Annotated in this window: 21 protein-coding genes; 9 read left to right on the top strand and 12 right to left on the bottom strand. The window is 65.1% G+C overall.

Features of this window, described 5'->3' with window-relative positions; translation table 11 throughout:
- Positions 1 to 52 precede the first annotated feature (52 nt).
- From AC4D1W_RS02390 to AC4D1W_RS02380, 3 genes are all read right to left on the bottom strand, one after another.
- The gene (locus AC4D1W_RS02390; protein ID WP_490897669.1) at positions 53 to 5,536 is read right to left on the bottom strand and encodes a rhamnogalacturonan lyase family protein; all 5,484 of its coding nucleotides are present in this window, start codon (positions 5,534 to 5,536) and stop codon (positions 53 to 55) included.
- Between the two features lie 250 nt (positions 5,537 to 5,786).
- Positions 5,787 to 6,257 carry an NUDIX hydrolase gene (locus AC4D1W_RS02385; RefSeq protein WP_490897668.1) on the bottom strand — a complete coding sequence of 157 codons (471 nt, stop codon included), beginning with the start codon at positions 6,255 to 6,257 and terminating at the stop codon, positions 5,787 to 5,789.
- Between the two features lie 5 nt (positions 6,258 to 6,262).
- A complete protein-coding gene (locus AC4D1W_RS02380) occupies positions 6,263 to 6,766 on the bottom strand; it encodes a prepilin peptidase (RefSeq protein ID WP_490897667.1) in 504 nt (167 codons plus the stop codon).
- A 59-nt stretch (positions 6,767 to 6,825) separates the two neighbouring features.
- Here AC4D1W_RS02380 and AC4D1W_RS02375 point away from each other — a divergent pair, with 59 nt between their 5' ends.
- Complete coding sequence (locus tag AC4D1W_RS02375; protein ID WP_490890630.1) at positions 6,826 to 7,569, top strand: hypothetical protein; 744 nt, start codon at positions 6,826 to 6,828, stop codon at positions 7,567 to 7,569.
- A gap of 4 nt (positions 7,570 to 7,573) precedes the next feature.
- On the opposite strand, the gene phoH2 is transcribed toward AC4D1W_RS02375, so the two are convergent.
- Positions 7,574 to 8,977: an RNA 5'-3' helicase PhoH2 gene (phoH2, locus tag AC4D1W_RS02370; RefSeq protein WP_490890629.1), complete on the bottom strand. Its 1,404-nt coding sequence runs from the start codon at positions 8,975 to 8,977 to the stop codon at positions 7,574 to 7,576.
- A 255-nt stretch (positions 8,978 to 9,232) separates the two neighbouring features.
- On the bottom strand, positions 9,233 to 9,994 hold the full coding sequence (locus tag AC4D1W_RS02365) for an isoprenyl transferase (protein ID WP_490897666.1): 762 nt from the start codon (positions 9,992 to 9,994) through the stop codon (positions 9,233 to 9,235).
- 132 nt (positions 9,995 to 10,126) lie between these two features.
- On the opposite strand from AC4D1W_RS02365, the gene trhA reads away from it, so the two are divergent.
- Complete coding sequence (gene trhA, locus AC4D1W_RS02360; RefSeq protein ID WP_490897665.1) at positions 10,127 to 10,879, top strand: PAQR family membrane homeostasis protein TrhA; 753 nt, start codon at positions 10,127 to 10,129, stop codon at positions 10,877 to 10,879.
- A gap of 10 nt (positions 10,880 to 10,889) precedes the next feature.
- Here the strand turns inward: trhA and AC4D1W_RS02355 are convergent, their stop codons facing one another.
- The 3 genes from AC4D1W_RS02355 to mca all read right to left on the bottom strand — a co-directional run bounded on the left by AC4D1W_RS02355 (position 10,890) and on the right by mca (position 14,310).
- Positions 10,890 to 12,968, bottom strand: a complete 2,079-nt coding sequence (locus AC4D1W_RS02355; RefSeq protein WP_490897664.1) for a thioredoxin domain-containing protein — start codon at positions 12,966 to 12,968, stop codon at positions 10,890 to 10,892.
- A 3-nt stretch (positions 12,969 to 12,971) separates the two neighbouring features.
- Positions 12,972 to 13,319 carry a hypothetical protein gene (locus AC4D1W_RS02350; RefSeq protein ID WP_490890625.1) on the bottom strand — a complete coding sequence of 116 codons (348 nt, stop codon included), beginning with the start codon at positions 13,317 to 13,319 and terminating at the stop codon, positions 12,972 to 12,974.
- A gap of 73 nt (positions 13,320 to 13,392) precedes the next feature.
- Entirely contained in the window at positions 13,393 to 14,310 is a 918-nt protein-coding gene (gene mca / locus AC4D1W_RS02345; RefSeq protein ID WP_490897881.1) for a mycothiol conjugate amidase Mca, read from the bottom strand.
- Positions 14,311 to 14,423: 113 nt separating this feature from the next.
- Between mca and AC4D1W_RS02340 the strand changes: the two genes are divergently transcribed.
- A complete protein-coding gene (locus AC4D1W_RS02340; protein ID WP_490890624.1) occupies positions 14,424 to 14,861 on the top strand; it encodes a DUF4307 domain-containing protein in 438 nt (145 codons plus the stop codon).
- A 218-nt stretch (positions 14,862 to 15,079) separates the two neighbouring features.
- On the top strand, positions 15,080 to 15,571 hold the full coding sequence (greA, locus tag AC4D1W_RS02335) for a transcription elongation factor GreA (protein ID WP_490890623.1): 492 nt from the start codon (positions 15,080 to 15,082) through the stop codon (positions 15,569 to 15,571).
- 14 nt (positions 15,572 to 15,585) lie between these two features.
- Here greA and AC4D1W_RS02330 read toward each other — a convergent pair whose 3' ends face one another.
- Genes AC4D1W_RS02330 through AC4D1W_RS02320 form a run of 3 tightly spaced genes read right to left on the bottom strand, consistent with a single transcriptional unit; the run spans position 15,586 to position 18,672 of the window.
- Positions 15,586 to 16,179, bottom strand: coding sequence for a rhomboid family intramembrane serine protease (locus AC4D1W_RS02330; protein WP_490890622.1), 594 nt, complete (start codon positions 16,177 to 16,179; stop codon positions 15,586 to 15,588).
- Between the two features lies 1 nt (position 16,180).
- Positions 16,181 to 17,377, bottom strand: a complete 1,197-nt coding sequence (gene ilvA, locus AC4D1W_RS02325; protein ID WP_490890933.1) for a threonine ammonia-lyase — start codon at positions 17,375 to 17,377, stop codon at positions 16,181 to 16,183.
- 56 nt (positions 17,378 to 17,433) lie between these two features.
- The gene (locus tag AC4D1W_RS02320; RefSeq protein ID WP_490897663.1) at positions 17,434 to 18,672 is read right to left on the bottom strand and encodes an AI-2E family transporter; all 1,239 of its coding nucleotides are present in this window, start codon (positions 18,670 to 18,672) and stop codon (positions 17,434 to 17,436) included.
- Between the two features lie 117 nt (positions 18,673 to 18,789).
- Here AC4D1W_RS02320 and AC4D1W_RS02315 point away from each other — a divergent pair, with 117 nt between their 5' ends.
- The 3 genes from AC4D1W_RS02315 to galK are packed head-to-tail and all read left to right on the top strand — an operon-like array spanning position 18,790 to position 21,840.
- Complete coding sequence (locus AC4D1W_RS02315; RefSeq protein ID WP_490897662.1) at positions 18,790 to 19,566, top strand: DeoR/GlpR family DNA-binding transcription regulator; 777 nt, start codon at positions 18,790 to 18,792, stop codon at positions 19,564 to 19,566.
- On the top strand, positions 19,563 to 20,720 hold the full coding sequence (galT, locus tag AC4D1W_RS02310) for a galactose-1-phosphate uridylyltransferase (RefSeq protein WP_490897661.1): 1,158 nt from the start codon (positions 19,563 to 19,565) through the stop codon (positions 20,718 to 20,720). Before AC4D1W_RS02315 ends, galT begins: the two co-directional genes overlap by 4 nt.
- Positions 20,698 to 21,840, top strand: coding sequence for a galactokinase (galK, locus tag AC4D1W_RS02305; RefSeq protein WP_490897660.1), 1,143 nt, complete (start codon positions 20,698 to 20,700; stop codon positions 21,838 to 21,840). Before galT ends, galK begins: the two co-directional genes overlap by 23 nt.
- A 97-nt stretch (positions 21,841 to 21,937) precedes the next feature.
- Here galK and AC4D1W_RS02300 read toward each other — a convergent pair whose 3' ends face one another.
- Entirely contained in the window at positions 21,938 to 22,792 is an 855-nt protein-coding gene (locus AC4D1W_RS02300; protein WP_490890617.1) for a Bax inhibitor-1/YccA family protein, read from the bottom strand.
- Positions 22,793 to 22,970: 178 nt separating this feature from the next.
- Here AC4D1W_RS02300 and AC4D1W_RS02295 point away from each other — a divergent pair, with 178 nt between their 5' ends.
- Together AC4D1W_RS02295 and AC4D1W_RS02290 are read left to right on the top strand one after the other, a co-directional pair.
- Positions 22,971 to 23,267, top strand: coding sequence for a GroES family chaperonin (locus AC4D1W_RS02295; RefSeq protein ID WP_490890932.1), 297 nt, complete (start codon positions 22,971 to 22,973; stop codon positions 23,265 to 23,267).
- 281 nt (positions 23,268 to 23,548) lie between these two features.
- Positions 23,549 to 24,826 carry a branched-chain amino acid ABC transporter permease gene (locus AC4D1W_RS02290; protein WP_490897880.1) on the top strand — a complete coding sequence of 426 codons (1,278 nt, stop codon included), beginning with the start codon at positions 23,549 to 23,551 and terminating at the stop codon, positions 24,824 to 24,826.
- The last annotated feature ends 9 nt before the right edge of the window (positions 24,827 to 24,835 follow it).

Below are 24,835 nucleotides of genomic sequence, written 5' to 3'. Positions count from 1 at the left end.
CACGCCCCTTATGACGGAGCATTCGGGGCGTGTCCTGCCAACTCAACGGGGGTTAGCGGCCCGGTCCCACCACCTTCAGGCGGTCCCAGCCCAGCAGCTCCTCACCGGCGGTGTGGATCACCAAACGGTTGTCTCCCGGCCGGGTGTCTTCCGGCGTCGTGACGGTGACAGCGCCGTCGTCATTAACCAGGTGCCAGCCGAGCGCTGCTTCGCCGAGGTAGACGTGCACCCACTCACCTGCGGGCAGGTTCGAGAGGACAACCTCTGAAGCTCCACGGGGGAACTTCTGCTTCCCCAGGCCGAGATCGAGCTGGTTCTCGTCCGTCAGGTCATCCTTCACCGGTGCCTCCGGAGTGACCGACGGCTTGACGAGCTCACCCGGTGCCGGTTCCTCACCGGTGTAGGCGATGCTCGGCGCCTTCGGCTGCTCCATGCCTTCCCCGAGGAAGTACGAGGTGTGCGGAGGCTGGTTGTAGGAGGTGTTCTGCCAGGCAACCCCCAGGCGGTAGACCGGGTCCGACTGCAGGGTACGCAGCCGATGGTCCGTGACGTTCACCGTGGTGGCGATGCGCAGGGCGGTCGAATCATCGGTGCGGGTAACGATCTCCTCGCGCCAGTCTCCGAACAGGTCCGCCTGCAGTGCCGGCGTGCCCTTGGTGTCGTTGTTCGTCAGCGTCTCGTCGGCCCGGTAGATCTCCTCCTCGGTACTGGTTTCGTAGTTCCACTTCGAGATCGTCGGTACGCCGGTCCGTGTTTCTTCGGTCCAGTCGTGGTCCGTGATCTCACGCAGCAGGTCCCCGTCCCACCAGGTCAGGAAGTTCGCCGCCGGGATCTGCTCAGCGATCAGCTCGCCGTTGCTCGCCCGCAGCTGACCCACCGGCGAGTTCCACGCAGCGTCGCCGCCGACGGCCCAGCCCTCGGCGCCGGAATGCCGTGGGTCGATATCACCCATGGCAGCCCGGCCGGTGTCCTTGGTTGCCGGGATGGACCAGATCAGTTCGCCGGTAGCAGCGTCGCGGAAGGTGGCACCGGTGTTACCCGACGCACCCATGTCCTCATGCGCTGCGAACACCTCGAGGCCCTCGCGTGCCGGATCAAAGTCCGACACGTGCAGGGAGTCACCGTGGCCGAGGCCGGTGTTGTAAAGCGCTGTGCCGTCGTCGTCGATAGTCATTGACCCGAAGATGATCTCGTCCTTCTGGTCATTGTCGACGTCGGCAACCGAGAACTGGTGGTTGCCCTGTCCGCGGTACTCGTCCCCTGCCTCGTTCGAGTCGAAGGTCCACCGTGGAGTCAGCGTGGAGCCGTCGAAGTCATACGCGGCGATCACGGCCCGCGTGTAGTAGCCACGGCTGAAGATAACGCTCGGCTTCTCGCCGTCGAGGTACGCCACACCGGCCAGGAACCGGTCAACCCGGTTTCCGTAGGTGTCGCCCCACGAACCGACGTCACCACGCGCCGGGATGTAGTCGGTCGTGTCGACCGCCGCACCCGTGGCACCGTTGAACACCGTGACGAACTCCGGACCGGTCAGGACGTACCCGCCGGAGTTCCGGTAGTCAGCGCGGGCGTCGCCGATGACAGCGCCCGTTCCATCCACGGTCCCGTCGGCGGTCTTCATGGTGACTTCGGCTGTGCCGTTGCCGTCCAGATCGAAAACCTGGAACTGCGTGTAGTGCGCGCCGGCCCGGATGTTCTTGCCCAGGTCGATCCGCCACAGGCGTGTGCCGTCCAGCTTGTAGGCGTCAACGTAGACGTTCCCGGTGTAACCGGCACGCGAGTTGTCCTTCGAGTTGGTCGGATCCCACTTGAGCACGATCTCGTACTGCCCGTCGCCGTCGAGGTCGCCAATGGAGGCGTCGTTTGCCTGGTAGCTGTAAGGCTGACCGTCCTTGGTGACACCATCGGCGGGCTTGTCCAGCGGAACGTCCAGGGTCTGTGAATCCCAGACAGTGAACTCTTCCGTGGCCCAGCGTTCCGTTCCATTCACCACGGTGCTGATGCGGTATGTGGAATCAGCGGCACCTTCGGCGTCGAGCAGGTTGGTGCTCGAGGTAACCGGCTCAGCGGTGATGCGCTCGCCGTTGCGGTAGACGTGGAACCCGATCTCTTCGGGATCAAGGCCCAGCAGGCGCCAGCCAAGGTACACACCGCCGTCGGACACGACGGCCACCGGTGAACGGTCGAGGCGCTCGGCCTGGCGCACCAGCGTCGTGACGGCCGGCGAGGTAACGGTCTCCGACTTCGCCGAGACACCGCCCGCGTTGACGGCAGCCACCGCGTACACATACTCGACAGTGGTGAGCACGTCGGTGTCGGTGAAGGTTGGTTCCTCAGCCCGTCCCACCAGCTGCAGCTCGCCAACCGAACCGTCCGCCAGCGGATCGGCACGGAAGACATGGTAGAAGAGCGCGCCCTCGGAGGGCTCCCAGCTGATCGTGACGTCGTTCTTGTTCACTGCGCCCAGCGTCAGGCCGTTCGGGACCGGCGCCTTCTCGACGTCGGGATCCACTGTGGTCAGTTCGACGGCGTTGGAGGGCACGGACTCCGCCCCTGCCGCATCGAGCGCGACGACGGTGTAGGTGTACTCGAGCCCGATATCGGCCGTCGTATCCACGAAGGAGGTGCCATCGACGTCGCCAAGAGCCTCAGCCTTAGTGGCACCGGCGGACTGCCGGAAGACACGGTAGCCAACGGCGTCGTCATTGCCGGTCCAGCTCAGTGACACGGCCACGTCGCTGCCCTCGATTGTGACGTCGTCAGCGGCAAGCGCGGTGGGCGCAAGCAGCAGCGGGGTGATCTCGATGCCGTTGAGGCGCGACGAGCTGCCCGTCATCACGAGGTTGATCTGTCCGTCCGTCACCTGAACGGGCTGGCTGATCTTCTCGGATACCGAACCGCGTCCGGCGTTCGAGGAACCGAAGTCCTTGCCCTCGATCTGCACGTTGGAGCGGCTGGTTCCGATCCAGTCACCGTTGTACGTCTTGACGGCGTAGGTGCCGTTTGCGACGTCGACCGCGAACACGTGGTCAGGAGTCGGTAGAAGGAAGTCCCGCTCCAGGTCGTTCGGCGCAGGGTCGAAGTTGATACCGCGGTCACGGCCGGCCATGCCATCGGAGGCGAGCCAGCCCCAGCCGATCTCCGGAGTGTAGACCGAGCCCACGCTCACCTCGGTGTAGCCCGGCATGAGCGGATTTCCCGCCAGCTGCACGTCGAACTTGAACAGCGGCGCCTTGGTGGTGATCCGGACAGCGTCCGACGGCGCGGAGTCGCCTCGCCCGTTCACAGCCACCACGCGCAGGTCGTATGACTTGCCCTCTTCGAGGCCGCCGACCGAAGCCAGCGGCAGCGTGGAAGTGGTGATGAGCGCGTAGGCGTCCTCACCAGCCTCTGCGTCCTTGCCGAACACCTTGTAGATGTCAGCGCCCTCTACTGCGTTCCAGGTCAGCTGCGCTCCAGCGTTGGACACACTGCCGGCCACGACGCCGGTCGGTGCGGCCGGTACCTCGGCCGGCGGTTCGACGGACTGGACTTCCGAGGCAAGGGGGATGTCCAGCTTTGCGACATCGGTTGCCACGAGCCGCGCCATCTGGATGGCTCCGTACTCCTGGAAGTGGGTGTCGTCCACGGTGCCGTTCGGTCGGTTCGGGTAGACACCGGCCGGTACGTGCAGGAAGACGGACTTTGCTGCTTCCGGCCCAATCTCCGTGAGGTAGGCGCGGCTGGAAGCGGAAAGGTCAACGAGCGGGGTTCCGGTGTCGGCAGCGAGCTTCGATGCTGCTTCCACGTAGGCCGGGAAGGAAACGTTCGCCTCGCCCGTCTGTTCGTTGTAGGACCGGCGCGACACCGGCGTCACAATGACGGGCGTGGCACCGCGTTGGGTTGCGCCGTCGACGAAGGTGCGCAGGTACTCGTAGTAGTCACCCGGTGCTGCCCAGCGGTCGTCGACCCCGTAGCTGTTGTCGTTGTGGCCGAATTGAACAAAGAGGTAGTCCCCGGGCTTGATGTTGAGCAGTACCTCGTCCAGCCGTCCTTGGCTGATGAAGTTTTTGGAACTGCGTCCGCCGATGGCCTTGTTCTCGACGGTCACATCATCCGAAAGGAAGCGCTCGATCATCTGCCCCCAGCCGGCCTGTGGCACGTAGTCGGCGGTGTAGGTCTGGACGGTCGAGTCACCGGTGATCCACGCCGTCGGCTCGGTGCCTGCCTGGTTGGGCGTCTTCTGGGTGATGACGAGCGAGTTCAGGTTCGCCGCGGCGCCTGCGAACTCGAGGTTCAGCTGACCGTCCACAATGGCAATGTTGAAGGCCATCTCCAGGTATTCGCCGGCAACCTTCTCGGTGCGCTGCACCTTTGTCATCTGTTCTGCGGTGACCGCTATGTCGGTGCCGCCCTCGGCGTCACCGGCAATGAGGTCGACCGTGTAGTTGCCGTTCGGCAGGTCGACTACGAGTTCGGTGTCCCCGACAGTGACGAAGTCCGCCTTCGCGGCGTTCTCGCCACCCCGATCGGTGGCGGTGACCTGTGCAACGTCGACAAAGCCCACGCGGTTCCCGGTGGTGTATGTCGTCGTCTCGTCAATGCGCACTGCACCGGCGGCGGTCTGTCCGTTTCCGAGATCGAGCGAAAGCACGCCATTGTCGGGCAGTGCCGGCGCTTCGGTGCTCAGGCTTGAGACCGCAGCCGCCGACGGCGCTGAGAGGCCGTCCGCCCCGCGTGCCCGCACCTTGTAGTAGTGAGCTTTGGTGGTGTCCACGGGATCGGTGACGTGCACAACCCGTTCCGCTGTTTCGGCGACCTTCGTGTAGGTACCGTCGACGGTGTCGGACCGGCTTACAACGTAGCCCGTTGCTCCGCTGACTTCATTCCAGCGCAGCGTTACCGCTTCCGAAGTCACATGCGTCATACGCACGGACTGGGGGGCGGCGAGCGTGGAGACCGGCTCCTCCGGTTCAGGCTGTGGCTCCGGTTCAGCCGGTGGTTCAGTTTCCGTGATGACGATGCCGTTCACATAGGCGCCGGCTCCGTCTCCGGTGAGGTCTACGGTCAACTGGCCGTCCTCGACGGTTGTCTGCCAGGTCTGCTCCGATACAGCCTGGCGGGACTGGATGGTTCCCGCAGGAACTCCTTCGAGGCTCACGCTGGTTTTGGTGGTGCTGGTTCCGGTGAGTTCGTCACCCGACAGCACGCGCACGCTGTAGCTTCCGTTGGGAACGTCTGCAACAAATCCCCACGCCGTGCCGAGGACGAAGTCGTTGGCTACGGGGTCAGCTGCAGCGGATGTCCGGTGGCGGGATATGGGGGCTACTCCTTCGACCGGCACAATGCCGTATCCCGCCTCAGCGGAGTAGTTGGTGGTTTCAGAAACGCCGGTCCAGCCGTCCGCAACGGGACTGCTGGAGGTACCGAAGTCGAAGGATCGGGAGAGCGGCTCCTCAGCCGCTATAGCCGGCGTCGTCGCCGAGCAGAGACCGACAATAGCGGTTCCTGCGATGAGAGCGCGCACCGGATGCGGGCGCAAATTTCCGAGGGTCATGGCATCACACCTTGTAGTTTCGACGGTGAAATTCGGGGTGGTTCATGGGCCGACCGAGAGATAACAAGCTCAAGGACACATGGGTAATCCAAACGAGACAATGAAACGATTCACGGAGACCAACGAAGTCAGCCTAATGGTGAGAACGGTCACATTCAAGGGGTTTGGACATATTTCGGAAAGCGTTTCCCCATTGTGACTTCGCATTCGGCGGTTCTCCCCCCGAAAGGAGAAGACCGTACCGGGGTTTTTACCGCTCGAAGTCCGGCACACCCGTCGAGTAGCGGGCGTTCTCAGCATGGCGGCGGTGCAGCGGATTCAGCTCCGGCAGATCGTCGGGACTGAACCACCGCACATCCATGGACTCGTCGTCATTCACGCGGGCGTCACCCGAGACGTAACGGCACCGGAACACCAGGCTCAGGAAACTGCACACGTCCCGGTTCGGGAAGGTCATGGGCCCGACGACGTCGACACTCACAAGGTGCTCAACCTCGACCAACACTCCGGTCTCCTCCTGCACCTCGCGCACAATAGCCTGGGCGGGGTGTTCGCCGGGATCGATGATCCCGGTGATGAGCGCCCATCGGCCGTTGTCGACGCGGCGTCCGAGCAGGACGCGGCCGTCGTCGTCGTACACCACAGCCGCCGCTCCGGGGAGCCAGAGCGGATCGTGGCCGATCCTGGAACGGAGGGACTGGACGAAGTCTGGAGTGGGCATGATTCTCAGCCTAACGCGAGGACCAGGCCCGCCCCGATGATCATGAACGGCCCGAACGGGATGGCGGATTTGGCGGTGGCCCGGCGGCTGACGATGAGGATGACTCCCCACAACCCGCCGAGGAGGAAGGCTGCGAAGGTGCCCCACAGCAGGAATGACCATCCCACGAAGCCGAGGTACAGACCGAGCACACCGGCCAGTTTCACGTCCCCGAAGCCCATGCCCGCGGGGTAGATAAGCCGAAGGATGAAGTAGAAGACCCACAGCGCCGCCGCTCCCCCGGCAAGCGACACCAGCCGGCCCCAGTCCCCGGCAGCGAGCGCCGCAGCGATCAGGAGCATCCCCGCCGCCGGGTAGGACGGAAAGATGATGCGGTTGGGCAGGCGATGGGTCAGGATATCGATCACGCTGAGCCAGATCCCGACGACCCCGAGCAGCGTCAGCGCAACCGCACAGAGCCAGAATGCGACGGGCGCGGTGTCCCAGTACTCCCCCATCAGCGCCAGCATGTGCCTACCGTAGCCGAATCCCCGGCTGGGAACTCACATGCCGGGCTTACACTGTGGATATGTCCGCTTCCAGCGGTTCTAATCCCGCGAGCCTCTTTCGATCCCTGTGCCGTTCCTCGCCGTGGCGTTGGGAAACGGTCCGGTTCTCCGTGTTTTGGATCAGCACTGATGGAGAGTCTGATCCCCTGCGTGCCTGGGTGCGCCGCCCGGCAGCGCTCAGGGTGGAAACGATCGACGGTGCCCTCCTCCACAGCAGCACCGGTAACGAGCACTCCCGTGACTCCTTCTACGTCAGCGCGAGCAAGAACTCGTGGCTCGTGGCACCGAGCCTGGTCACCCCCGTCTACAACGAAGTGGGCTACGTCCATCGCCGCCCGAAGGCGGCCTATGGTGAACCGGCCTTCGGCGATCCGCGATGGGCAGCGATGCTCGACCCCGTGGAACTCGCCGGGGATGCACCGGTCCCGTACGAAACACCGTTCGCGAACCGCGTCGAACTCGAGGACATCGCAGAGGAGGTCCATGAGGGCCGCCGGGTACTTGCCGCCACCGCCACCCCGAACGTTTCCTATCAGCCCTTCACGCCCGGGCGCCCCCTCATCGGGTCAGGGCGCACGCGGGTGATGGTCGATGTCGCCACCGCCATTTGCGTTGCGACGACGGCGCTGGACGGTGAGCTTGAAGGGTGCGGTCACCGGCTGGCCATCAGCGGCGTGGACGAGTACATGGTCGATGATCTGTTCACCGATGCCCCGCCCACGCTCACTGATGTGCGTGACCATATCCCGTGGCAGGTCGGGTGACCCGCTAGATTTCAGCGCCCTCCAGCAGTTCAGTGACGAGTGCCGCGATCGGCGAGCGCTCGGAGCGCGTCAGCGTGATGTGCCCGAACAGCGGATGGCCCTTAAGCGTCTCGACGACGGCGGCAATGCCGTCGTGACGGCCGACCCTCAGGTTGTCCCGCTGTGCCACGTCGTGGGTGAGGACAATCTTGGAGTTCTGGCCGATCCGGCTCATGACGGTGAGGAGCACATTCTTCTCGAGCGACTGCGCCTCATCAACGATCACAAAGGAGTCGTGCAGTGACCGTCCGCGTATGTGGGTGAGCGGGAGCACCTCCAGCATGCCGCGGTCCATGACTTCCTCCACAACCTCCTGCGAGACCAGCGCGCCGAGCGTATCGAAGACGGCCTGCGCCCAGGGGTTCATCTTCTCGCTCTCGCTGCCCGGGAGGTAGCCGAGTTCCTGCCCACCCACCGCGTACAGCGGCCGGAACACCACAACCTTGCGGTGCTCGCGCCGCTCGAGGACCGCCTCGAGGCCCGCACACAGCGCCAGCGCCGACTTGCCCGTGCCGGCACGGCCACCGAGTGACACGATCCCCACCTCGGCGTCCAGCAGCAGGTCGATCGCAAGCCGCTGTTCTGCCGATCGCCCGTGCAGACCGAAGACGTCGCGGTCTCCCCGTACCAGCCGCACCTGCTTGTCTGCTCCCACGCGGCCGAGCGCCGAGCCCTTCCCGGAGTGGAGGATGACGCCGGTGTTGGCGGGCAGTTCCGCGGCGGCGGGCATGAAGACCGGTTCATGCGCGTAGAGGGTGTCGACGTCGTCGTCCAGGGTGTCCAGCTCAGCAACGCCCGTCCAGCCGGAATCCTTCACGAGCTCGTTGCGGTATTCATCGGCCTGCAGCCCCATCGCGGAGGCCTTCACGCGCATCGGCAGGTCCTTGGACACCACGGTGACGTTGCGGCCCTCGTCGGCGAGGTTCTTCGCGACCGCGAGAATCCGGGAGTCATTGTCCCCGCTGCGGAAACCAACGGGCAGCACCTCGGTGGAGACGTGATTGAGCTCAACGCGCAGCGTGCCGCCCTCGGGACCCAGCGGAACGGCCTGGTTCAGCCCGTTGTGTTTCACCCTCAGGTCATCGAGGAGTCGCAGGGCCTTGCGGGCAAAGTAGCCCAGCTCGGGATCGTGGCGCTTGCCTTCGAGCTCGGTGATGACCACGATCGGCAGGATCACCTCGTGTTCGGCGAAGCGGGTGATGGCCCGCGGGTCCGACAACAGCACGGAGGTGTCCAGAACATAGCTTCGGCTGCCGAGGCTTTCGACAACAGAAAGGCCCGCCGCTGCGAGAACTTGTTCGTCCTGCGCTGCCGGGCGGGCCTTGTTGGTGTCGGTTGCGGGTCGCTGGGTTGGGCGAGATGTGGCCACTTCAACTCCACTTCCCCGGGCGACGCGCGCCCGAGAATCATCTAGGGCTTGGGTGAGGCGGGCCGGCCAGAAGGCCGCGCACGGCCTCCCCTGTTCAGTGCATGTGCTGTTGGGCACGTTGCCTGCATAGGTGGCCTCCCCGATCAGCCGGCGGGTGCCAACTGATGCAACAGACATTACGCCCGGACGACGACGGCGGCACCTTGAGTGGGTGCGTGTCGCGTGAACTTCCGGTGACGGGAAGGAGGCCAGGTTCTAGCAGCCGAAGCGCCGCTGCCTGCGTCCGTAATCGCGAAGGGCGCGCAGAAAATCGACCCGCCGGAAATCGGGCCAGAGCGCCTCGCAGAAATAGAACTCGCTGTACGCGCTTTGCCACATCAGGAAACCGGAGAGCCGCAGTTCCCCGGAAGTACGGATCACGAGGTCCGGGTCGGGTTGACCGCGCGTGTACAGATACTCGGAGATCTGCCCCACCGAGAGGTTCTCGGCGACATCCGCGAGCGAGGATCCTTCAGAGTCCGCATGCAGCAGCAGTTCCTTGACGGCGTCGACAATCTCTCGGCGCCCGCCATAGCCCACGGCGACATTGACGTGGAGCCCTTCGATGCTCGCTGTGCGCTCGGCAAGCTCGGTGACCTTGGACGCCAGGTGCTCGGGAAGGAGGTCAAGTGCGCCGACCGGCTGCACCCGCACCTTGCGCGTTTCACCGAGGCGGTCGAGCGTGTTCCCGATGATGTCCAGAAGCTGCTCGATCTCCTCCGCCGAGCGGTTCATGTTGTCGGTGGAGAGCATGTAGAGCGTGACCATTTCGACGCCGAGCTCGCGGCACCAGCCAAGAAACTCGAGGATCTTGTCCGCACCGGCCTGGTGTCCGTGCTGCGTCGGGGCGCCGGCGAGTTTGGCCCAGCGCCGGTTGCCGTCCACCATGACCCCGATGTGGTGGGGGATCCGGTCAGCTGCCAGGGTTCGCTGGAGTTTGCGTTCGTAGAAGTTGTAGGCAAACCACGGAAACTTCACGGCAGCGCCCACCTGTCCTTCCGATCAGTAGCAGGGATTCATGTCCTACCGTACCGGCACCCATCCCGGGATAAAGCGTAAGCCTTTGTTACCCATTAGTAACTTATACGCGCGTCCATTAGAATTCCGGTCATGAGCCGAAGCGTTTCCCCACCGCCCGGTGCGCCCAATTCCCCGCGAAATCCGGACGAATCGGCTCGTGTTGACGGCCCGCTGGAATCCGCCGTCGAACGCGCTGCGGATGCACTGAACATCAAGCCCAAGTGGCGCGGATGGATCCATCTCGGAGCCACGCCGCTGGCCATCATCGCCGGAATCCTGTTGATTGTCCTCGCGCCAACCGCCGCGGGAAAGATCACCTCGGCCATCTACGCGTTCACCGGTACCCTGCTCTTCGGCGTCAGCGCCGTCTATCACCGCGGGAACTGGCAGCCGCGCACCAAGGTGGTTCTCAAACGGCTGGACCATACCAACATCATGCTGGTCATCGCCGGCAGCTACACGCCGCTCTCCTGGGCGCTGCTCCCCCAGGACAAGGCCGTCTTCCTGCTCTGGCTGATCTGGTGCGGCGCCATCGCCGGAGTCCTCTTCCGGGTGCTGTGGGTCAATGCGCCGAGATGGCTCTACGTTCCCATCTACATAGCACTCGGTCTCGCCGCGCTGCTGTACCTGCCCGATTTCCTTGCCGCCAGTGTTCCGGCCACCGTACTGATCTGCGTCGGCGGCGTGTTCTACATTGCCGGCGCAGTGATCTACGGGCTCAAGCGGCCGAACCCCAGTCCCCAGTGGTTCGGCTTCCACGAACTGTTCCACGCGTTCACCGTCGCCGCGTTCGCCTCCCACTTCGCGGCGATCGTGATCGCGGTCCTGAACCCGGTCCGCTGACCGCCCGCTGTCACCCGCGCAGCAGCGCGGTCAGCTCTTCGACGTCCGCGACCGGCCGCCGGCATACCATCGCCTCGCACACATAGGCCAGCGGGGCGCCGTCGTTCCCTGCCCTCCGGTCGGCCAGCAGCGGCACGACGACGTCGCCTGCCTCCCCGGCATCCGCCACCGCCAGCACAACGCCGGCCTTCGCCTCACGCCGCACGGTCGCGACGAGCGCGGCCCGTTCAGGCCCCCGGCGCCCGACGACTGCAACCTCCTGCGGACCGTTGACCACGGCCTGCATGACGGCGAGCGCCCAACCCGCCACCTGCGGGACCCGGGGTGCCAGCAGCGCGACGTGCGCGAGAAGGGCTTCGGCGCGGGCACGCCGCTCAGCCGACCCGGTGTAGGCGGCGGAAGTCACCAGCGCTCCGGCCAGCAGCGCCACGCCGGAGGGCGACGCGTTGTCGAACGGGTCTGCGGCGCTCTGATCGGCCTGCGCCAGACGCAGCGGCGCGTCCAGGTCCGCAGCGTCAACCACAGTGCCGTCCGCCCGGACGAACTTTTCGAGCGTAACCACCAGGATCTCCTCGGCCGCCTGGAACCAGTCCGCGTCTCCGGTCGCCGCGTAGAGCGCCTGCAGTCCGTCGACGACGCCGGCGTAGTCCTCCAGCAAGCCGTCCAGCTTGGCGGTACGTCCGTCGTGGGAAACCCGGCGCAGCACGGCGCCGTCCCAGTGGACCTGCAGCAGGTAGTGTGCGGCGCTTTCAGCCATCGCCAGCATTCCGGCGTCATCAAGAAGCGCACCGGCTTCCGCGAGCCCGCCGATGGCGAGGCCGTTCCAGCAGGCCACCACCTTGTCATCGCGGGCCGGCTGCGGCCGCTCCCGGCGCGAGGCCAGTAACGACGGCGCCGTCTCCCCCCAGAGAGCCTGTTCCGGAGCTGTCCACGGGCGGCCGGCATGCAGCGTGAAAGCACCGTCCTCCACGTGGCCCGTCTGCGGATTGAAGAGCTCCACTACAGCCTCGGTGCGGTCGCCCAGCACAGCCCGTAACTCCTCGACGGTCCAGGTGTAGGTTCCGCCCTCGACCCGCCTGCCGTCCATCACAGTGTCCGCGTCAAGCGATGAGGCGAACGCGCCGCCCGGCACCGTGAGTTCCGCTCTGAGCCACTCCGCAATGCCGCGCGTGGCCCGCTCTGCCAGTATCCGATCACCGGGCTCCTCAGCCTGGACCGCCCAGTGCGCGTAGACGCGGATCAATTGGGCGTTGTCGTAGAGCATCTTCTCGAAGTGCGGCACTGCCCAGGCCGCGTCGACGGCATAGCGGGCGAATCCCCCGCCCAGGACGTCCCGCATTCCCGAGACCGCCATCGATTCCAGGGTGCGGGCAGCCAACCCGGCGGAGGCGCCGCCGTCGTCGGTTGAGCGCGCTCTGGCAAGCAGGAAGGAAAGAACCGACGACGGCGGGAACTTGGGTGCACCGCTGAACCCACCGTAGGTGGGGTCCTCCTGCGATTCGAGCGCGGCCACCGCGGTGGCGAGAGTTTCCTCAAACGCGGGGCCGCCGTCGTCGATTTTGACAAGCAGCAATTGTGCGCTGCGGTGTTTGGCATCGCCCAGACTCTGGGCGATGTGTGCAGCGCTGCGTTCAACTTCCGCACGGTGTTCCGTCCAGGCTGTGGTGATCGCTTCAAGGAGCTGGACGAAGGATGGGCTGCCCCGGATCGGGATCGGCGGATAGTAGGTCCCCGCGAAGAAGGCACGCCCGTCGGGGAGCGTAAAGATGCTCATCGGCCACCCGCCCTGTCCGGTCATTGCCTGCGTGGCGGCCATGTAGACGGCGTCGACGTCGGGGCGTTCCTCGCGGTCCACCTTGACGGAGACAAAGTGACGGTTCAGGTATTCGGCGGTAGCGGCGTCCTCGAATGACTCGTGCGCCATGACGTGGCACCAGTGGCACGCGGCGTAACCCACCGAGATGAACACCGGGACGTCCCGCCGGGCGGCATCCGTAAAGGCCTCCTCGGTAAACGGCCACCAGTCGACCGGATTGTCGGCATGCTGACGCAAATAGGCAGAGGCCTCGGTGCGCAGCCGCTCAGCCATGGCCTATGGCGCGTCCGGGCCGTACTTGCCGCCAGGGGTCCGGCGCTGCGCCGGGTCTCCGTCTCCGGGCGGTGTTTCCGCCGTGTCGTTGCGAGCGGCACCCCGGTCCGCTGTTTCTTCACCGGCTGCCGCCTGCTCAGCCTCAAGGTTCGCCATCTCGCGGTAGCGCACCCGACGGATCCGGCGGGTCATGTCGCGAATCAGGAAGATCACGGCAATCACGAGGAACAGGGTTGCGAGGAATCCGAGGAGTCCGGGAGTAACCTGCGTGGGGTCCAGCCCGGGGCGCAGTGAGGCGTCATCACCCGGCGTGGGCGTCACGTTCGCGGCCAGGTTCAGCAGGGAGAACACTCCAGTGCACCACTTTCAGGATGATCTTCACGCGGATATTCACGAGGATTTATGGCGCAAATTCGCCATGGATCTATTCTATGCCCGCGAAGAAGTCCGTTTCAGGCAGTTGCTGCGGCACTCGGGACTGGATCAGGGAGTAGTCCTCCCACGGCCACACCTTGCGCTGCAGGTCTGAGGAGACAGCGAAGAAGAAACCGCCAGGCTCAACCTGCGTGCGGTGGGCCAGCAGCGCGCGTTCCCGGACTTCAAAGAAGTCGCCGCAGTCGATCTGCGTCGTCGTGGCATGGGTTGGCCGCGCAGGCTGGTGACCTTCGGCGTCGGCTTCCAGCCAGGCGGCGATCCGCTCAGCGTAAGGCGACTGCAGGCCCGCTTCCTCCAGCGCAAAGTGCAGGGCGCGGAACCGTTCCGGATTGAACGCTCGGTCATAGTAGAGCTTCGATGGACTCCACGGCTCGCCGAGGCCAACGTAACGGTCGGGGTCACCGGCGGCCTCGTAGGCTTCCACCGCTACCCGGTGCGCCATGATGTGGTCGGGGTGCGGGTAACCGCCGTTCTCGTCATAGCTGAGGATTACGTGCGGCCGGTATTCGCGGACCAGCCGCACCAGCGGCGCGGCGGCACGCTCAAGCGGCTGCAACGCGAAGCATCCCGGCGGCAGCGGCGGCAGCGGATCCCCCTCGGGAAGGCCCGAATCGGCGAAACCGAGCCAGCGGTGTTCAATGCCGAGCGCAGCGGCCGCCTCGGCCATCTCCAGCCGGCGCAGCCCGGGGAGGTCGCGGCGGGCGTGCGGGACTCCGGCCATCTGCGCGTTCAGGATGTCGCCGCGTTCGCCGCCGGTGCAGGTTGCCACCATGACGGACACTCCTGCCGCAACGTAGCGGGCCATCGTCGCCGCACCCTTGCTCGACTCGTCATCCGGGTGTGCATGCACTGCGAGGAGGCGGTAGCCGCCACCGTCCGCTGCGCGTGCTGAAGGAGTGTCGGGAATGTTCTCCGGGCTGGGCACTGAATGCTCCTGAATCTTTCCTGGTCTGACGAGACCCACGGTCCCGGCGGGGACACTGGCCATTGACTAAAGTACCGGTTGGTAAACTGGAACCGATGAGCACCGACCGCGCGCCAGTACCAAGAGTAGCCAATCGCTACGGTGCCCCCAAGCCGAAGCAGTCCGCCCCAGGGGGTCGCCGCTGGCTGATCTGGGCGGTGCTTACGGTCGCCGTCGTCGCCACCGGTATCTTCAGCCTCTTCGCCGGGACCCCGGAGGTTTCATCCAAGGACGTCGGCTTCAGCATCGAAGGTCCCGCCGTGGCCCGGGTGGACTATGAAGTCACCAAGGATCCGGCCGCAACAGCGCAGTGCGCCGTGCAGGTCCTGAGCGAGTCCTACGCCGTCGTCGGCTGGAAGGTCGTGACTATTCCCCCTGCCGGTGCAGGAGCGGACGGAGACGGCCGCACCACCTCCCACAGCACCACGGTCCGCACTGAATCCCAGGGCGTGAGCGGCGGGATCAACGCCTGCTGGATCGAAGGGGAATCCTGACCGTCCCCTGCCCCTGACCCGCGCCGTTATTGGGTTATTGAGGCATGCTGACTATAATGGACTGATACGTTCCGCCCCGCCCCGCCATTGGTTCTTTCTGGAACACTCCAGAACTGAGGCCATCACGCAGGCGGGGTCTTTGCTTGTTGATGCGTACATCACGGGCGAAGACCGCAGCCGAATCCCGCACAGGGCTTCGACGTCCCTAAGGAGATACCGTGTCCACGAACAGCGCATCAGTCGCCTGGCTCACCAAGGAGTCCTACGACCGCCTCAAGGCTGAGCTGGACCACTTGTCCGGCCCGGGCCGCACCGAAATCATTGCCCGTATTGAGCAGGCACGCTCGGAGGGCGATCTCAAGGAGAACGGCGGCTATCACGCAGCCAAGGAAGAGCAGGGCAAGGCCGAGGCCCGCATCCGGCAGCTCACCGAGCTGCTGAACAACGCACACGTCGGCGAGTCACCCGCGGACGATGGCATTGTTGAGCCCGGCATGCTGGTCGAGGCGAATATCGCCGGAGACAAGGAGACTTTCCTTCTCGGCAGCCGGGAGGTTGCGGGCGACACAGACATGGACGTCTACAGCGAGAAGTCCCCCCTTGGTGCAGCGATCCAGGGCCACAAGGCCGGAGACACCGTGAAGTACACCGCACCCAACGGCAAGGAAATCACCGTCGAAGTCCTGTCGGCCAAGCCGTACGCGGGCTGACGCGTATAGAGTCCCTAACGCTGATGCGGTAGACGGCGGTCGGTCCCGGCAGGGCCCGGCCGCCGTCTCAGTATCAGGGCCGCGAGCACTCCCCCGAGTGCGCCGAAAAGGTGGGCCTGCCAGGAGATGTTCGTTCCGAACTGGGGCAGCACACCCCAGAGCAGCGAGCCGTACATCAGGAACAGCAGAACGGCGAGCAGGATCTGCTTCCAGTCCCGGTTGTAGAAGCCGCGGACGAGGAGATAAGCAAACAGTCCGAAGACCACGCCGGACGCTCCGATGGTCACCCCGCCGCCGAAGATCCACACGCCGAGACCCGAGGCGAGCCAGCTCATGCCCACGGCGATGGCGAAACGCTTTGCGCCCTCGAGGAACGCCAGGAATCCCAGCACCAGCAGCGGCAGGGTATTGCTGAAGAGGTGGCCCGCATCCGCATGCAGCAGCGGCGCGAAGATCACGCCGTCGAGCCCTTCAACCTCCCGCGGCACAATGCCCAGCAACCGGATCAGGAAGAAACCGCTGAGCACGTTGACCAGGTGCACGGCCCAGAGCACAGCAGTGAAGACGACGACCGTCGTCAGCGCACTCTTTGCCCTCTTCGCCAGCATGTCAGCCCTGGATGACTACCGGCTGGAAACCCTCCGCGCGCAGGTTGTTGAGTACCTGCTCGCAGTGCTCCTCGCCCTTGGTCTCCATGTTGATCGTGATTGCCACGTCTCCCATGCTGATGGATCCACCCACCCGGGTATGGTCAACGCCGGTCACGTTGGCGTCGGACTCCGCGATGATGCGTGAAATCGTGGCCAGTGAACCCGGGCGGTCATCGAGCAGCATGCGCACAACGAGGTACCTGCCTGCCGCTGCGAGACCTCGCTGGATCACCTTCAGCATCAGCATCGGGTCGATGTTGCCGCCCGAAAGCACGACGGCGGTGTTCCCCGGGTTGGCACCGTTCTCGGTGAGCTTGCCGTCCAGCAGCGCCGCAACGCCCACCGCGCCAGCGGGCTCCACCACCATCTTGGACCGCTCCAGGAGGAAGATCAGGGCGCGTGCCAGCGAGTCCTCGCTGACGGTGACGACGTCGTCAACCAGTTCACGGATGATCGAGAACGGAAGCTGCCCGGGCCGGCCCACCGCAATGCCGTCGGCGATCGTGGAGACCTTCTTCAGTGGAACCAGGGCATCGGCGGCAAGCGACGGCGGGTAGGCGGCCGCATTCTCGGCCTGCACGCCGATGACCCGGATTTCCCGGCCGAGTTCACGCGCACGCGCCTTCACCGCGACGGCGACGCCGGCCAGCAGCCCACCGCCGCCCACCCCCATGAGGATGGTGTCGACGTCGGGAACCTGCTCGAGGATTTCCAGGCCGATGGTCCCCTGCCCTGCCACGACATCCACGTTGTCGAACGGGTGCACAAATACTGCACCGTGCTCATCCGCGTACCGCTTGGCCTCGGTCAGTGCTTCATCAACGTTGTGGCCGTGGAGCACCACCTCAGCGCCGTGCCCGCGGGTTGCCGCAAGCTTCGGCAGCGCCACACCGAGAGGCATGTAGATGCGCGCCTTGATCCCGAGCCTGCTGGCCGCCACGGCGACACCCTGTGCGTGGTTACCGGCCGAGGCGGCCACAACGCCGCGGGCGCGCTCCTCCGCGGAGAGCCGGGCCATCCGCACGTACGCGCCGCGGACCTTGAAGGATCCGGCGCGCTGCAGGTTTTCGCATTTGAGCGAGACTTTGGCGCCCGTCAGCCGGCTGAGGGCGCGGGAATCCTCGATCGGCGTGTACGCAATGACGCCGTCGAGCATTTTCTGTGCTTCGAGGACGTCCTCGAGGGTCACTGCCAGCTGGGCGAGATTGGTGGTCACGTTGAGGCTTCTTTCATGGAGGGTACCGGTTCGGTTGGTTCACCGGCCGGTGGAGGGTTGGAGGAGGCGGTGGCGCCGGACTCGGGTTGTCGGTCAGGCGCGCCGAGGGCGGGATCGGTTTCCCACCCCCGGGCCGCGATATAGCGCACCACGGTGTTGAGGATCGCCAGCACCGGCACGGAGAACAGCGCACCGGCGACACCGGCCACCAGTGAGCCGCAGGCAACCGCCAGCACCACGGCGAGCGGGTGCAGCGACACCGCCCTGCCCATGATGAATGGTTGCAGGATGTGCCCTTCCACCTGCTGTACAAACAGCACGATGGCGAGCATCACCAGGGCATTGACCCACCCGTTGGCTACCAGCGCCAGCAGGACGGCGACCAATCCGGTGAACAGCGCGCCGAGGATCGGAATGAAGGAGCCGAGGAACACCAGGACCGTCAGTGGAAGAACCAGCGGGACGCCGATGATAGCGGCTCCAAGGCCGATGCCCACTGCGTCGATGAAGGCTACGAGAATCTGCACGCGGACGTAGTTCGCCATGGAGGTCCAGCCCTGCTGGCCGGCGCCCATCACGGCCGCACGTGCACGCCGCGGCGCCAGGCCGGCGACGAATCGCCAGATCCTCTCGCCGTCGTGCAGGAAAAAAACCAGCGCGAACACCGTCAGCAGGAGTCCGGCCAGGAAGTAGCCGGCGCTGCTGCCGAAGGAGATGGCTCCGCTGACAATCATGCCGCTGTTGTTCTCCACGGCAATGACGACCTCGTCAACGAAGGTGTCAATCTGCGACGCCGTGAGATCCAGCGGGCCCTGGGAAAGCCAATCCTCCGCCGCGTCGAACTCCGCGCGCGCCTGGTCCCAGAGGGACGCGAAGCCGGCGGCGAGCTGTTGCCCGACGAGTGAAAGGGTAGCTGCGACGGCGAGCAGGAACCCGAGGACGACCATGGCCACCGCCAATCCGCTGGGAACCTTCAAGCGGCACAGGAACGTCACTGCCGGTGTGAGGAGACTGGAGAATAGACCGGCGATCATCAGGGAAATGACGAGCAGCGAGATGGGGCTCAGCATCCACACCAGCGCGACCGACACCACAAGCACGAGTCCCACCCGCCATGCCCAGGCGGCAGTGATGCGCAGCGCGTAGGGGACATCCTCGCTCATGGAGCGCCGCGTGGGCGCAACAAAATCACGCTGCAAGGCCTGGTGCGTTTCCCGCCGCGAGGGTGGCGTCATGAACCAATCTTTTCACAAGACGCTGGGAGTCCGACCTACGGCTCCTGTTTGAATATGTTCGAAAGCGTTGTATTTTGTTAAGCGTCAGTTGCCGCGCCTTCCAGACCGGAGTCCACCATGCTCGCCGCCGACCGGCATGCCGCGATCCTCGCCAAGCTCGGCGTTCAGCGCACCGTGCGTGTCGGTGAGCTGGCCGAGAGCCTCGGCGTCTCGGAAATGACGATCAGGCGCGACATCGACGGACTCGACGCGGCCGGCGCGCTCACCAAGGTTCACGGCGGCGCAGCCTCCCGGACGGCCCTCAGCGCACTCGAGCCCGGATTCGGCGCCAACGCGGACCAGCGCACCGATGCGAAAGAGTCCATAGCGGCGATAGCTGCAGCACTCATAGAACCGGGGATGACACTGGCACTTACCGGGGGCACCACCACCTACCGCCTTGTCGACCACCTGACCGGACCACTGACGGTGCTGACCAACTCCCTGCCCGCGGCGGAAAAGCTGCACCGCACCTCCCGGCCCGGCGTGACGGTCCTGCTGACCGGAGGCGAGCGTTCCCCCTCCGAGGCGCTGGTGGGGCCCATCGCCACATCAACCGTCCGGTCCTTCAACGTGGACCTGTGCTTCATGGGTGCCCACGGCGTCGATGCCGACGCCGGAATCACCACGCCCAACCTTGCCGAGGCCGATACCAACCGGGCATTCGCCGAGCAGTGCGGCCGACTGGTCGTCCTCGCGGACTCCACCAAGTTCGGCACCGTAAGCCTCGCCCGGATCGCCGGGCTCGACCAGGTTCACTGCATAGTTACCGACTCCCGGCCCGCTGACCAGCGCTACCCCCGCACCACCGGCATTCTCACCCCCACCGCAACCCACCTCCAGGACAGCCCATGACCCAGGTAACCCCGACCCGCCTCTCAGACGGGCGTGAACTGATCTACTTCGACGCCACCGCGGAAGCGGCTGCACTGCACCGCGACGCGGCCGCCGTCGTCGACCACCGCGGCCTGCCGCCGCGCGGCGGCACCGGCGACGTACGCTACGACCCGCTGACCGGTGAATGGACTGCCGTTGCCGCCCACCGGCAGACGCGCACCCACCTCCCGCCGGCCAACCAGTGCCCGCTATGCCCTTCCACCCCGGACAACCTGTCCGAAATACCCGCCTCCGACTATGAGGTGGTGGTATTCGAGAACCGCTTCTCCTCCTTCGGGCCGGACCTCGGCGGACTGCCCCGCCTCCAGCCCGCGAACACCGGCTGGGGTACGACGACGACGGCCTTCGGGCGGTGCGAAGTGGTCGCCTTTGACTCCTCCCACGAAGGCTCCTTCGGATCCCTGCCGCCGGAACGTGCGCGCACAGTCATCGACGCCTGGGCGCAGCGGACCGAAGCGCTCTCGGCGATGGACGGCATTCGTCAGGTCTTTCCCTTCGAGAACCGGGGCGAGGACATCGGCGTGACCCTCCTTCATCCGCACGGGCAGATCTACGCCTATCCCTTCGTCACGCCGCGAGCGGCGGTGATGGGCCAGGCGGCCCGCCGGTACTTCGACGCCGTGGACGGGCGGGAAACGCTCATGGGATCCGTGCTGAAGTCGGAGCGGGATGCCGGCGAACGCATGGTGCTCGAGGGCGAACACTTCAGCGCGTATGTGCCGTTCGCTGCGCGCTGGCCGCTCGAGGTGCATCTGGTGCCGCACCGCCATGTACCCGACATCGCCGCACTCACCGGTGAGGAAAAGGACGAGCTGACCATGCTCTACCTCGACCTGCTGGCCCGCGTTGACGGCATCTACAGCACGCCCACCCCATACATCGCAGCCTGGCACCAGGCGCCCCTGGTCCCCGAACTGCGTGAGGCCGGCTACCTCCACTTGCAGCTGACTTCACCTCGCCGGGCCGAAGATAAGCTCAAGTTCCTTGCCGGTTCGGAAGCAGCGATGGGCGCCTTCATCAACGACACCACTCCGGAGCAGGTCGCCGCTACCCTGCGCGCCGTGACACCCGCAGGTAAGGAAACACAGCATGACTCTCGCACAGCAGTTTGAGGATCGATTCGGGCACGCACCCGTCGGCATCTGGGCAGCACCCGGCCGTGTGAACGTGATCGGCGAACATACCGACTACAACGACGGGTTTGTCCTGCCCTTCGCGATCGACAGGGCCACCGTCGTGGCGGCGTCAGTGCGGGCGGATTCCACCGTCCGGGTCGGCTCGACCTTCTCAGACTCAGGCGAAATTGTTGTGAGCGACCTGGACGAACTGGCTGCCGGCGACGTGGACGGCTGGGCCGCCTATCCCGTGGGAGTGCTCTGGGCCCTTCGGCAGTCCGGCCACTCGATCCACGGCATGGACCTTCTGATCGATTCGCAGGTACCGGTGGGAGCAGGACTCTCGTCCTCCGCGGCCATCGAGTGTGCGGTGGCTGTCGCAGCCAATGACCTGTTCGAGCTAGGCCTGACCGGCTCCGAGCTTGCGCTCATTGGCCAGCGGGCCGAGAACGAGATGGTCGGTGCACCCACCGGCCTGATGGACCAGTCGGCGTCGCTCCTCGGCAAACACGGCCACGCTGTCTTCCTCGACTGCCGTAGCCAGCACGCCGAGCTAGTTCCCCTGCCGCTGGAGGAGAATGGCCTTGCCCTCCTGGTCATCGATACCCGGGTCAGCCATTCACACGCTACCGGCGGCTATGCTTCGCGTCGGAGTGCATGTGAGGTCGGAGCAGATGTGATGGGCGTTTCGGCGCTCCGGGACCTGACCGAGAATGATCTTGAAGAGGCTTCGGGACTGCTGGATGACGAGACTTTCCGCCGTGTCCGGCATGTGGTCACAGAGAACGCCCGGGTGCAGGCCGCCGTCCAACTTCTCCGCACTGAAGGCCCGCAGGCCATTGCACCGCTGCTGGACGCCAGCCACGTGTCCATGCGGGACGATTTCGAAATCTCGTGTCCCGAGCTCGACCTCGCCGTCGAGTCCTCCCGCGAGGCCGGTGCGCTGGGGGCGCGCATGACAGGCGGCGGCTTTGGGGGCTCGGCCATAGCCCTGGTGGAAGTCGAGGACCTTGACCGCGTGGCCTCAGCGGTGACAGCGGCGTTCGCCGAAGCAGGATTTACGGAGCCCGCCGTCTTCGCGGTGTCGCCGGCTGACGGGGCTGCCAGGGTTTCCTGAGGAACATCTTCTGAGAAGAACGGACTTAACCCAGCAAAACGATGAAGGCCCCCGGCAATCGCCGAGGGCCTTCATCATGCATACGTTCGAGCGACGGTTACTCGCTGCCGCGCAGGATGGCGATGAGACGGAGGAACTCGATGTACAGCCAGATCAGGGTGACAGTGAGCCCGAACGCCGCAGTCCAGGAGTACTTGCGTGCAGCGCCGTTGCGGACGCCCTCGCTGATCATCGTGAAGTCGATGACCAGGGAGAAAGCGGCGAGGCCGATGGCGAAGATACCGATCACCACGCCCCACGGGATTGAGGTGCCCGGAATCATCTCACTGCGGACACCAAACATGCTGTCCGTTACGCCGAAAAGCATCAGGCCCAGGTTCACGAGACTGAAGAGCGCGTAGCCGATGATCGCAATCATGAAGATCTTCATTGCCTTGGGCGTGGCGCGAACCTTGCCGCTCTTGAACAGCAGCAGGGTCACAGCGAACACCGACAGGGTGCCCAGGAGCGCCTGCATGGCAATGTTCGGGTACAGCGCCTCAAGGAACATCGTAATGCCGCCGAGGAACAGGCCCTGAAGGAAGCCGTAGGCGAGGATCAGCGCCGGAACGGGTTCACGCTTGAAGGCGTTCACCAGACCCAGCACAAAGCCGCCGATCAGGCCGACGATCATCAGGAGCGGCGCCAGCCCCGGGAACAGGAACACCGGAACCGCTGCGCCGATCAGCACCATGCCGATAGTGGCGATGGTCTTGACGATCACGTCGTCAAAGGTCATGCGCCCCGTCTCTGCGGGACCTGCCGAAGGCTGGTTGTAGAGGTGCTCCAGCTGCTGCTGGTTCATGACCGTCTGACCGGCCAATGCTGTTGAACCGTACGCTGCCGGATTGTTGCCGCGGGCAGCGGTACGGAAGTTTTTACCGTTGAAAACCGGGTTACCGCCGATTGCCATGTGTTGTAGTCCTCCATCTGGGGGCTGAGATGTTTCAACCCTACCAATATCAACGCATTTGGAGCTGTTTTGTTCCTGCTGCGTTGACACCGGTACCACCGGAAACGGCGCGTGCCGACGGTAGACTGTCCGGGTGCCGAAATCACCAGCCACCCTGCCCGACGCGCTGCCACTGAAGATGCTTCATGACCGCCTCCTGGTGATCCTGGACAAGGACAGCAGCGAGCGGCGGTCGTCGTCGGGCATTGTCATTCCCGCCACCGCGGTGATGGGCAAGCGACTGGCGTGGGCCGACGTCGCCGCTGCCGGTCCCAGCGTCCGTCAGGTTTCGCGCGGTGACCGGGTGCTCTTCGACCCGGAAGACAAGTCCGAGGTCGACGTCGGCGGCACGGACTACATCCTCCTCCGCGAGCGGGATATCCACGCCGTGGCGCAACCGGAGACCGACGACGCCGGCACCGGACTTTACCTCTAGTGGCATCCTGCGAGGCGATTTTCACGAGCCGGCGGGCCTGCGCTACCCGCCGGTAACCCGACCTGACCAGATGTTATGCAATCGCTATCTTCGAGCTTCCATATGGCGAAAAGTGGTAACACGGCGCAGGTAACATGATCTCCACACTGCGTGACTTCGATCACAGGCTATAGGGCCGTCGTAACCTCGACGGACAAGCCACCATCGTGGAGGTTCATAACTTGATAACCAAGCCGACGCCGGCATGGCACAGGAGGCTACTCCTCCTGACCGCCGGCCTCATGGCCGCACTGTTCATAGGCGCACCCGCAGCAGGAGCCTCAATACATGCTGTAGGAACCGCCGTGAACATGCAGGCGCCCGCCTCCGTCCAGGCCGGGGAATTCGAGAACCGGATCAGCGGCGTACTCAGGGGCGCCGACGGTCCACTGGAAGATGTCCGAATCACCGTCACGGGTGAAGGATTCGAAGGCGAAACCACCTCGAACGAGAACGGCTCCTGGACCATCGGGGTGCCGGAGCAGGGTACCTACGAGGTAGAGCTCGACGAGTCCACGCTTCCCGAAGGCGTTGAACTGGCTGAAGGCCAGCAGAATCCCCGCGATGTCACGTTCGCCGGAACAACCAACATCACCACGCTCTTCCTGTTCGGCGAGGGAATCGTCACAGGGACCAGCAACTTCGTCGACGTCCTGGTCGACCGGGCCGTCGCAGGGCTGAGCTTCGGACTGCTCCTGGCGCTCAGCGCTGTGGGCCTGTCCCTGATCTTCGGCACAACCGGCCTGACCAACTTCGCCCACGGCGAGATGGTCACCGCAGGCGCGGTCTTCGCATTCGGGTTCGCCGCTCTGGGGCTGCCCGCAATCGCTGCCATCATCCTCGCCGTCCTGGGCGGAGCTGCACTGGGCTTCGTCCAGGACGCCGGTCTCTGGAAACCCCTGCGCAAGCGCGGCACCGGCCTCATCCCGATGATGATCGTCAGCATCGGCCTCGCCCTTGCCCTGCGCTACATCATCCAGTTCAATTTCGGCGGCGCAACCCAGCAGTTGCCCGGAGCTCAGGGTCAGATGCTGAACTTCGGACTCGTGTCCATTACCCGGAACAACCTGACGTCGCTGGTCACAAGCCTCATTGTGATTCTGCTGATCGCGTTCCTTCTCCTGCGGACGCGTATCGGAAAGGCGACCCGCGCGGTCGCTGACAACCCGGCCCTTGCAGCGGCGTCAGGTATCGACGTTGACCGCGTCATCCGGCTGGTCTGGGTGATCGGCGGCGCACTGGCAGCCCTCGGCGGCATCCTGTGGGCGTACTACCGCCCAGGTGTTTCCTTCAACATGGGCCAGCAGATCCTGCTCCTGATCTTCGCCAGCGTTGTGCTCGGTGGACTGGGCACCGTCTTCGGCGCTTTGCTCGGCGCCATCATCGTGGGACTGTTCGTCGAGGTCTCCACTATCTGGCTGCAGGCGGACCTCAAGTACGTCGGCGCGCTGCTCATCATGATTCTTGTACTGCTTTTCCGGCCACAGGGCATCCTGGGCCGCCGAGAGCGCGTAGGTTAGGGGCCAACT

The sequence above is a fragment of the Arthrobacter sp. TJ-170 genome (assembly GCF_058269305.1).
The sequence above is the reverse complement of the archived record's forward strand: the minus strand, read 5'-3'. Positions and strand labels throughout refer to the sequence as shown.

Excerpts from the sequence above, each read along its gene's own strand:
- trhA (WP_490897665.1), top strand. The coding sequence starts at position 10,127 with ATGAGCCGAAGCGTTTCCCCACCGCCCGGTGCGCCCAATTCCCCGCGA.
- AC4D1W_RS02385 (WP_490897668.1), bottom strand. The coding sequence starts at position 6,257 with ATGCCCACTCCAGACTTCGTCCAGTCCCTCCGTTCCAGGATCGGCCAC.
- AC4D1W_RS02320 (WP_490897663.1), bottom strand. The coding sequence starts at position 18,672 with ATGACGCCACCCTCGCGGCGGGAAACGCACCAGGCCTTGCAGCGTGAT.
- AC4D1W_RS02290 (WP_490897880.1), top strand. The coding sequence starts at position 23,549 with ATGGCCGCACTGTTCATAGGCGCACCCGCAGCAGGAGCCTCAATACAT.
- AC4D1W_RS02315 (WP_490897662.1), top strand. The coding sequence starts at position 18,790 with ATGCTCGCCGCCGACCGGCATGCCGCGATCCTCGCCAAGCTCGGCGTT.
- AC4D1W_RS02340 (WP_490890624.1), top strand. The coding sequence starts at position 14,424 with ATGAGCACCGACCGCGCGCCAGTACCAAGAGTAGCCAATCGCTACGGT.
- AC4D1W_RS02355 (WP_490897664.1), bottom strand. The coding sequence starts at position 12,968 with ATGGCTGAGCGGCTGCGCACCGAGGCCTCTGCCTATTTGCGTCAGCAT.
- AC4D1W_RS02330 (WP_490890622.1), bottom strand. The coding sequence starts at position 16,179 with ATGCTGGCGAAGAGGGCAAAGAGTGCGCTGACGACGGTCGTCGTCTTC.
- AC4D1W_RS02380 (WP_490897667.1), bottom strand. The coding sequence starts at position 6,766 with ATGCTGGCGCTGATGGGGGAGTACTGGGACACCGCGCCCGTCGCATTC.
- AC4D1W_RS02390 (WP_490897669.1), bottom strand. The coding sequence starts at position 5,536 with ATGACCCTCGGAAATTTGCGCCCGCATCCGGTGCGCGCTCTCATCGCA.
- AC4D1W_RS02295 (WP_490890932.1), top strand. The coding sequence starts at position 22,971 with ATGCTTCATGACCGCCTCCTGGTGATCCTGGACAAGGACAGCAGCGAG.
- AC4D1W_RS02375 (WP_490890630.1), top strand. The coding sequence starts at position 6,826 with ATGTCCGCTTCCAGCGGTTCTAATCCCGCGAGCCTCTTTCGATCCCTG.
- galT (WP_490897661.1), top strand. The coding sequence starts at position 19,563 with ATGACCCAGGTAACCCCGACCCGCCTCTCAGACGGGCGTGAACTGATC.
- galK (WP_490897660.1), top strand. The coding sequence starts at position 20,698 with ATGACTCTCGCACAGCAGTTTGAGGATCGATTCGGGCACGCACCCGTC.
- ilvA (WP_490890933.1), bottom strand. The coding sequence starts at position 17,377 with ATGCTCGACGGCGTCATTGCGTACACGCCGATCGAGGATTCCCGCGCC.
- AC4D1W_RS02300 (WP_490890617.1), bottom strand. The coding sequence starts at position 22,792 with ATGGCAATCGGCGGTAACCCGGTTTTCAACGGTAAAAACTTCCGTACC.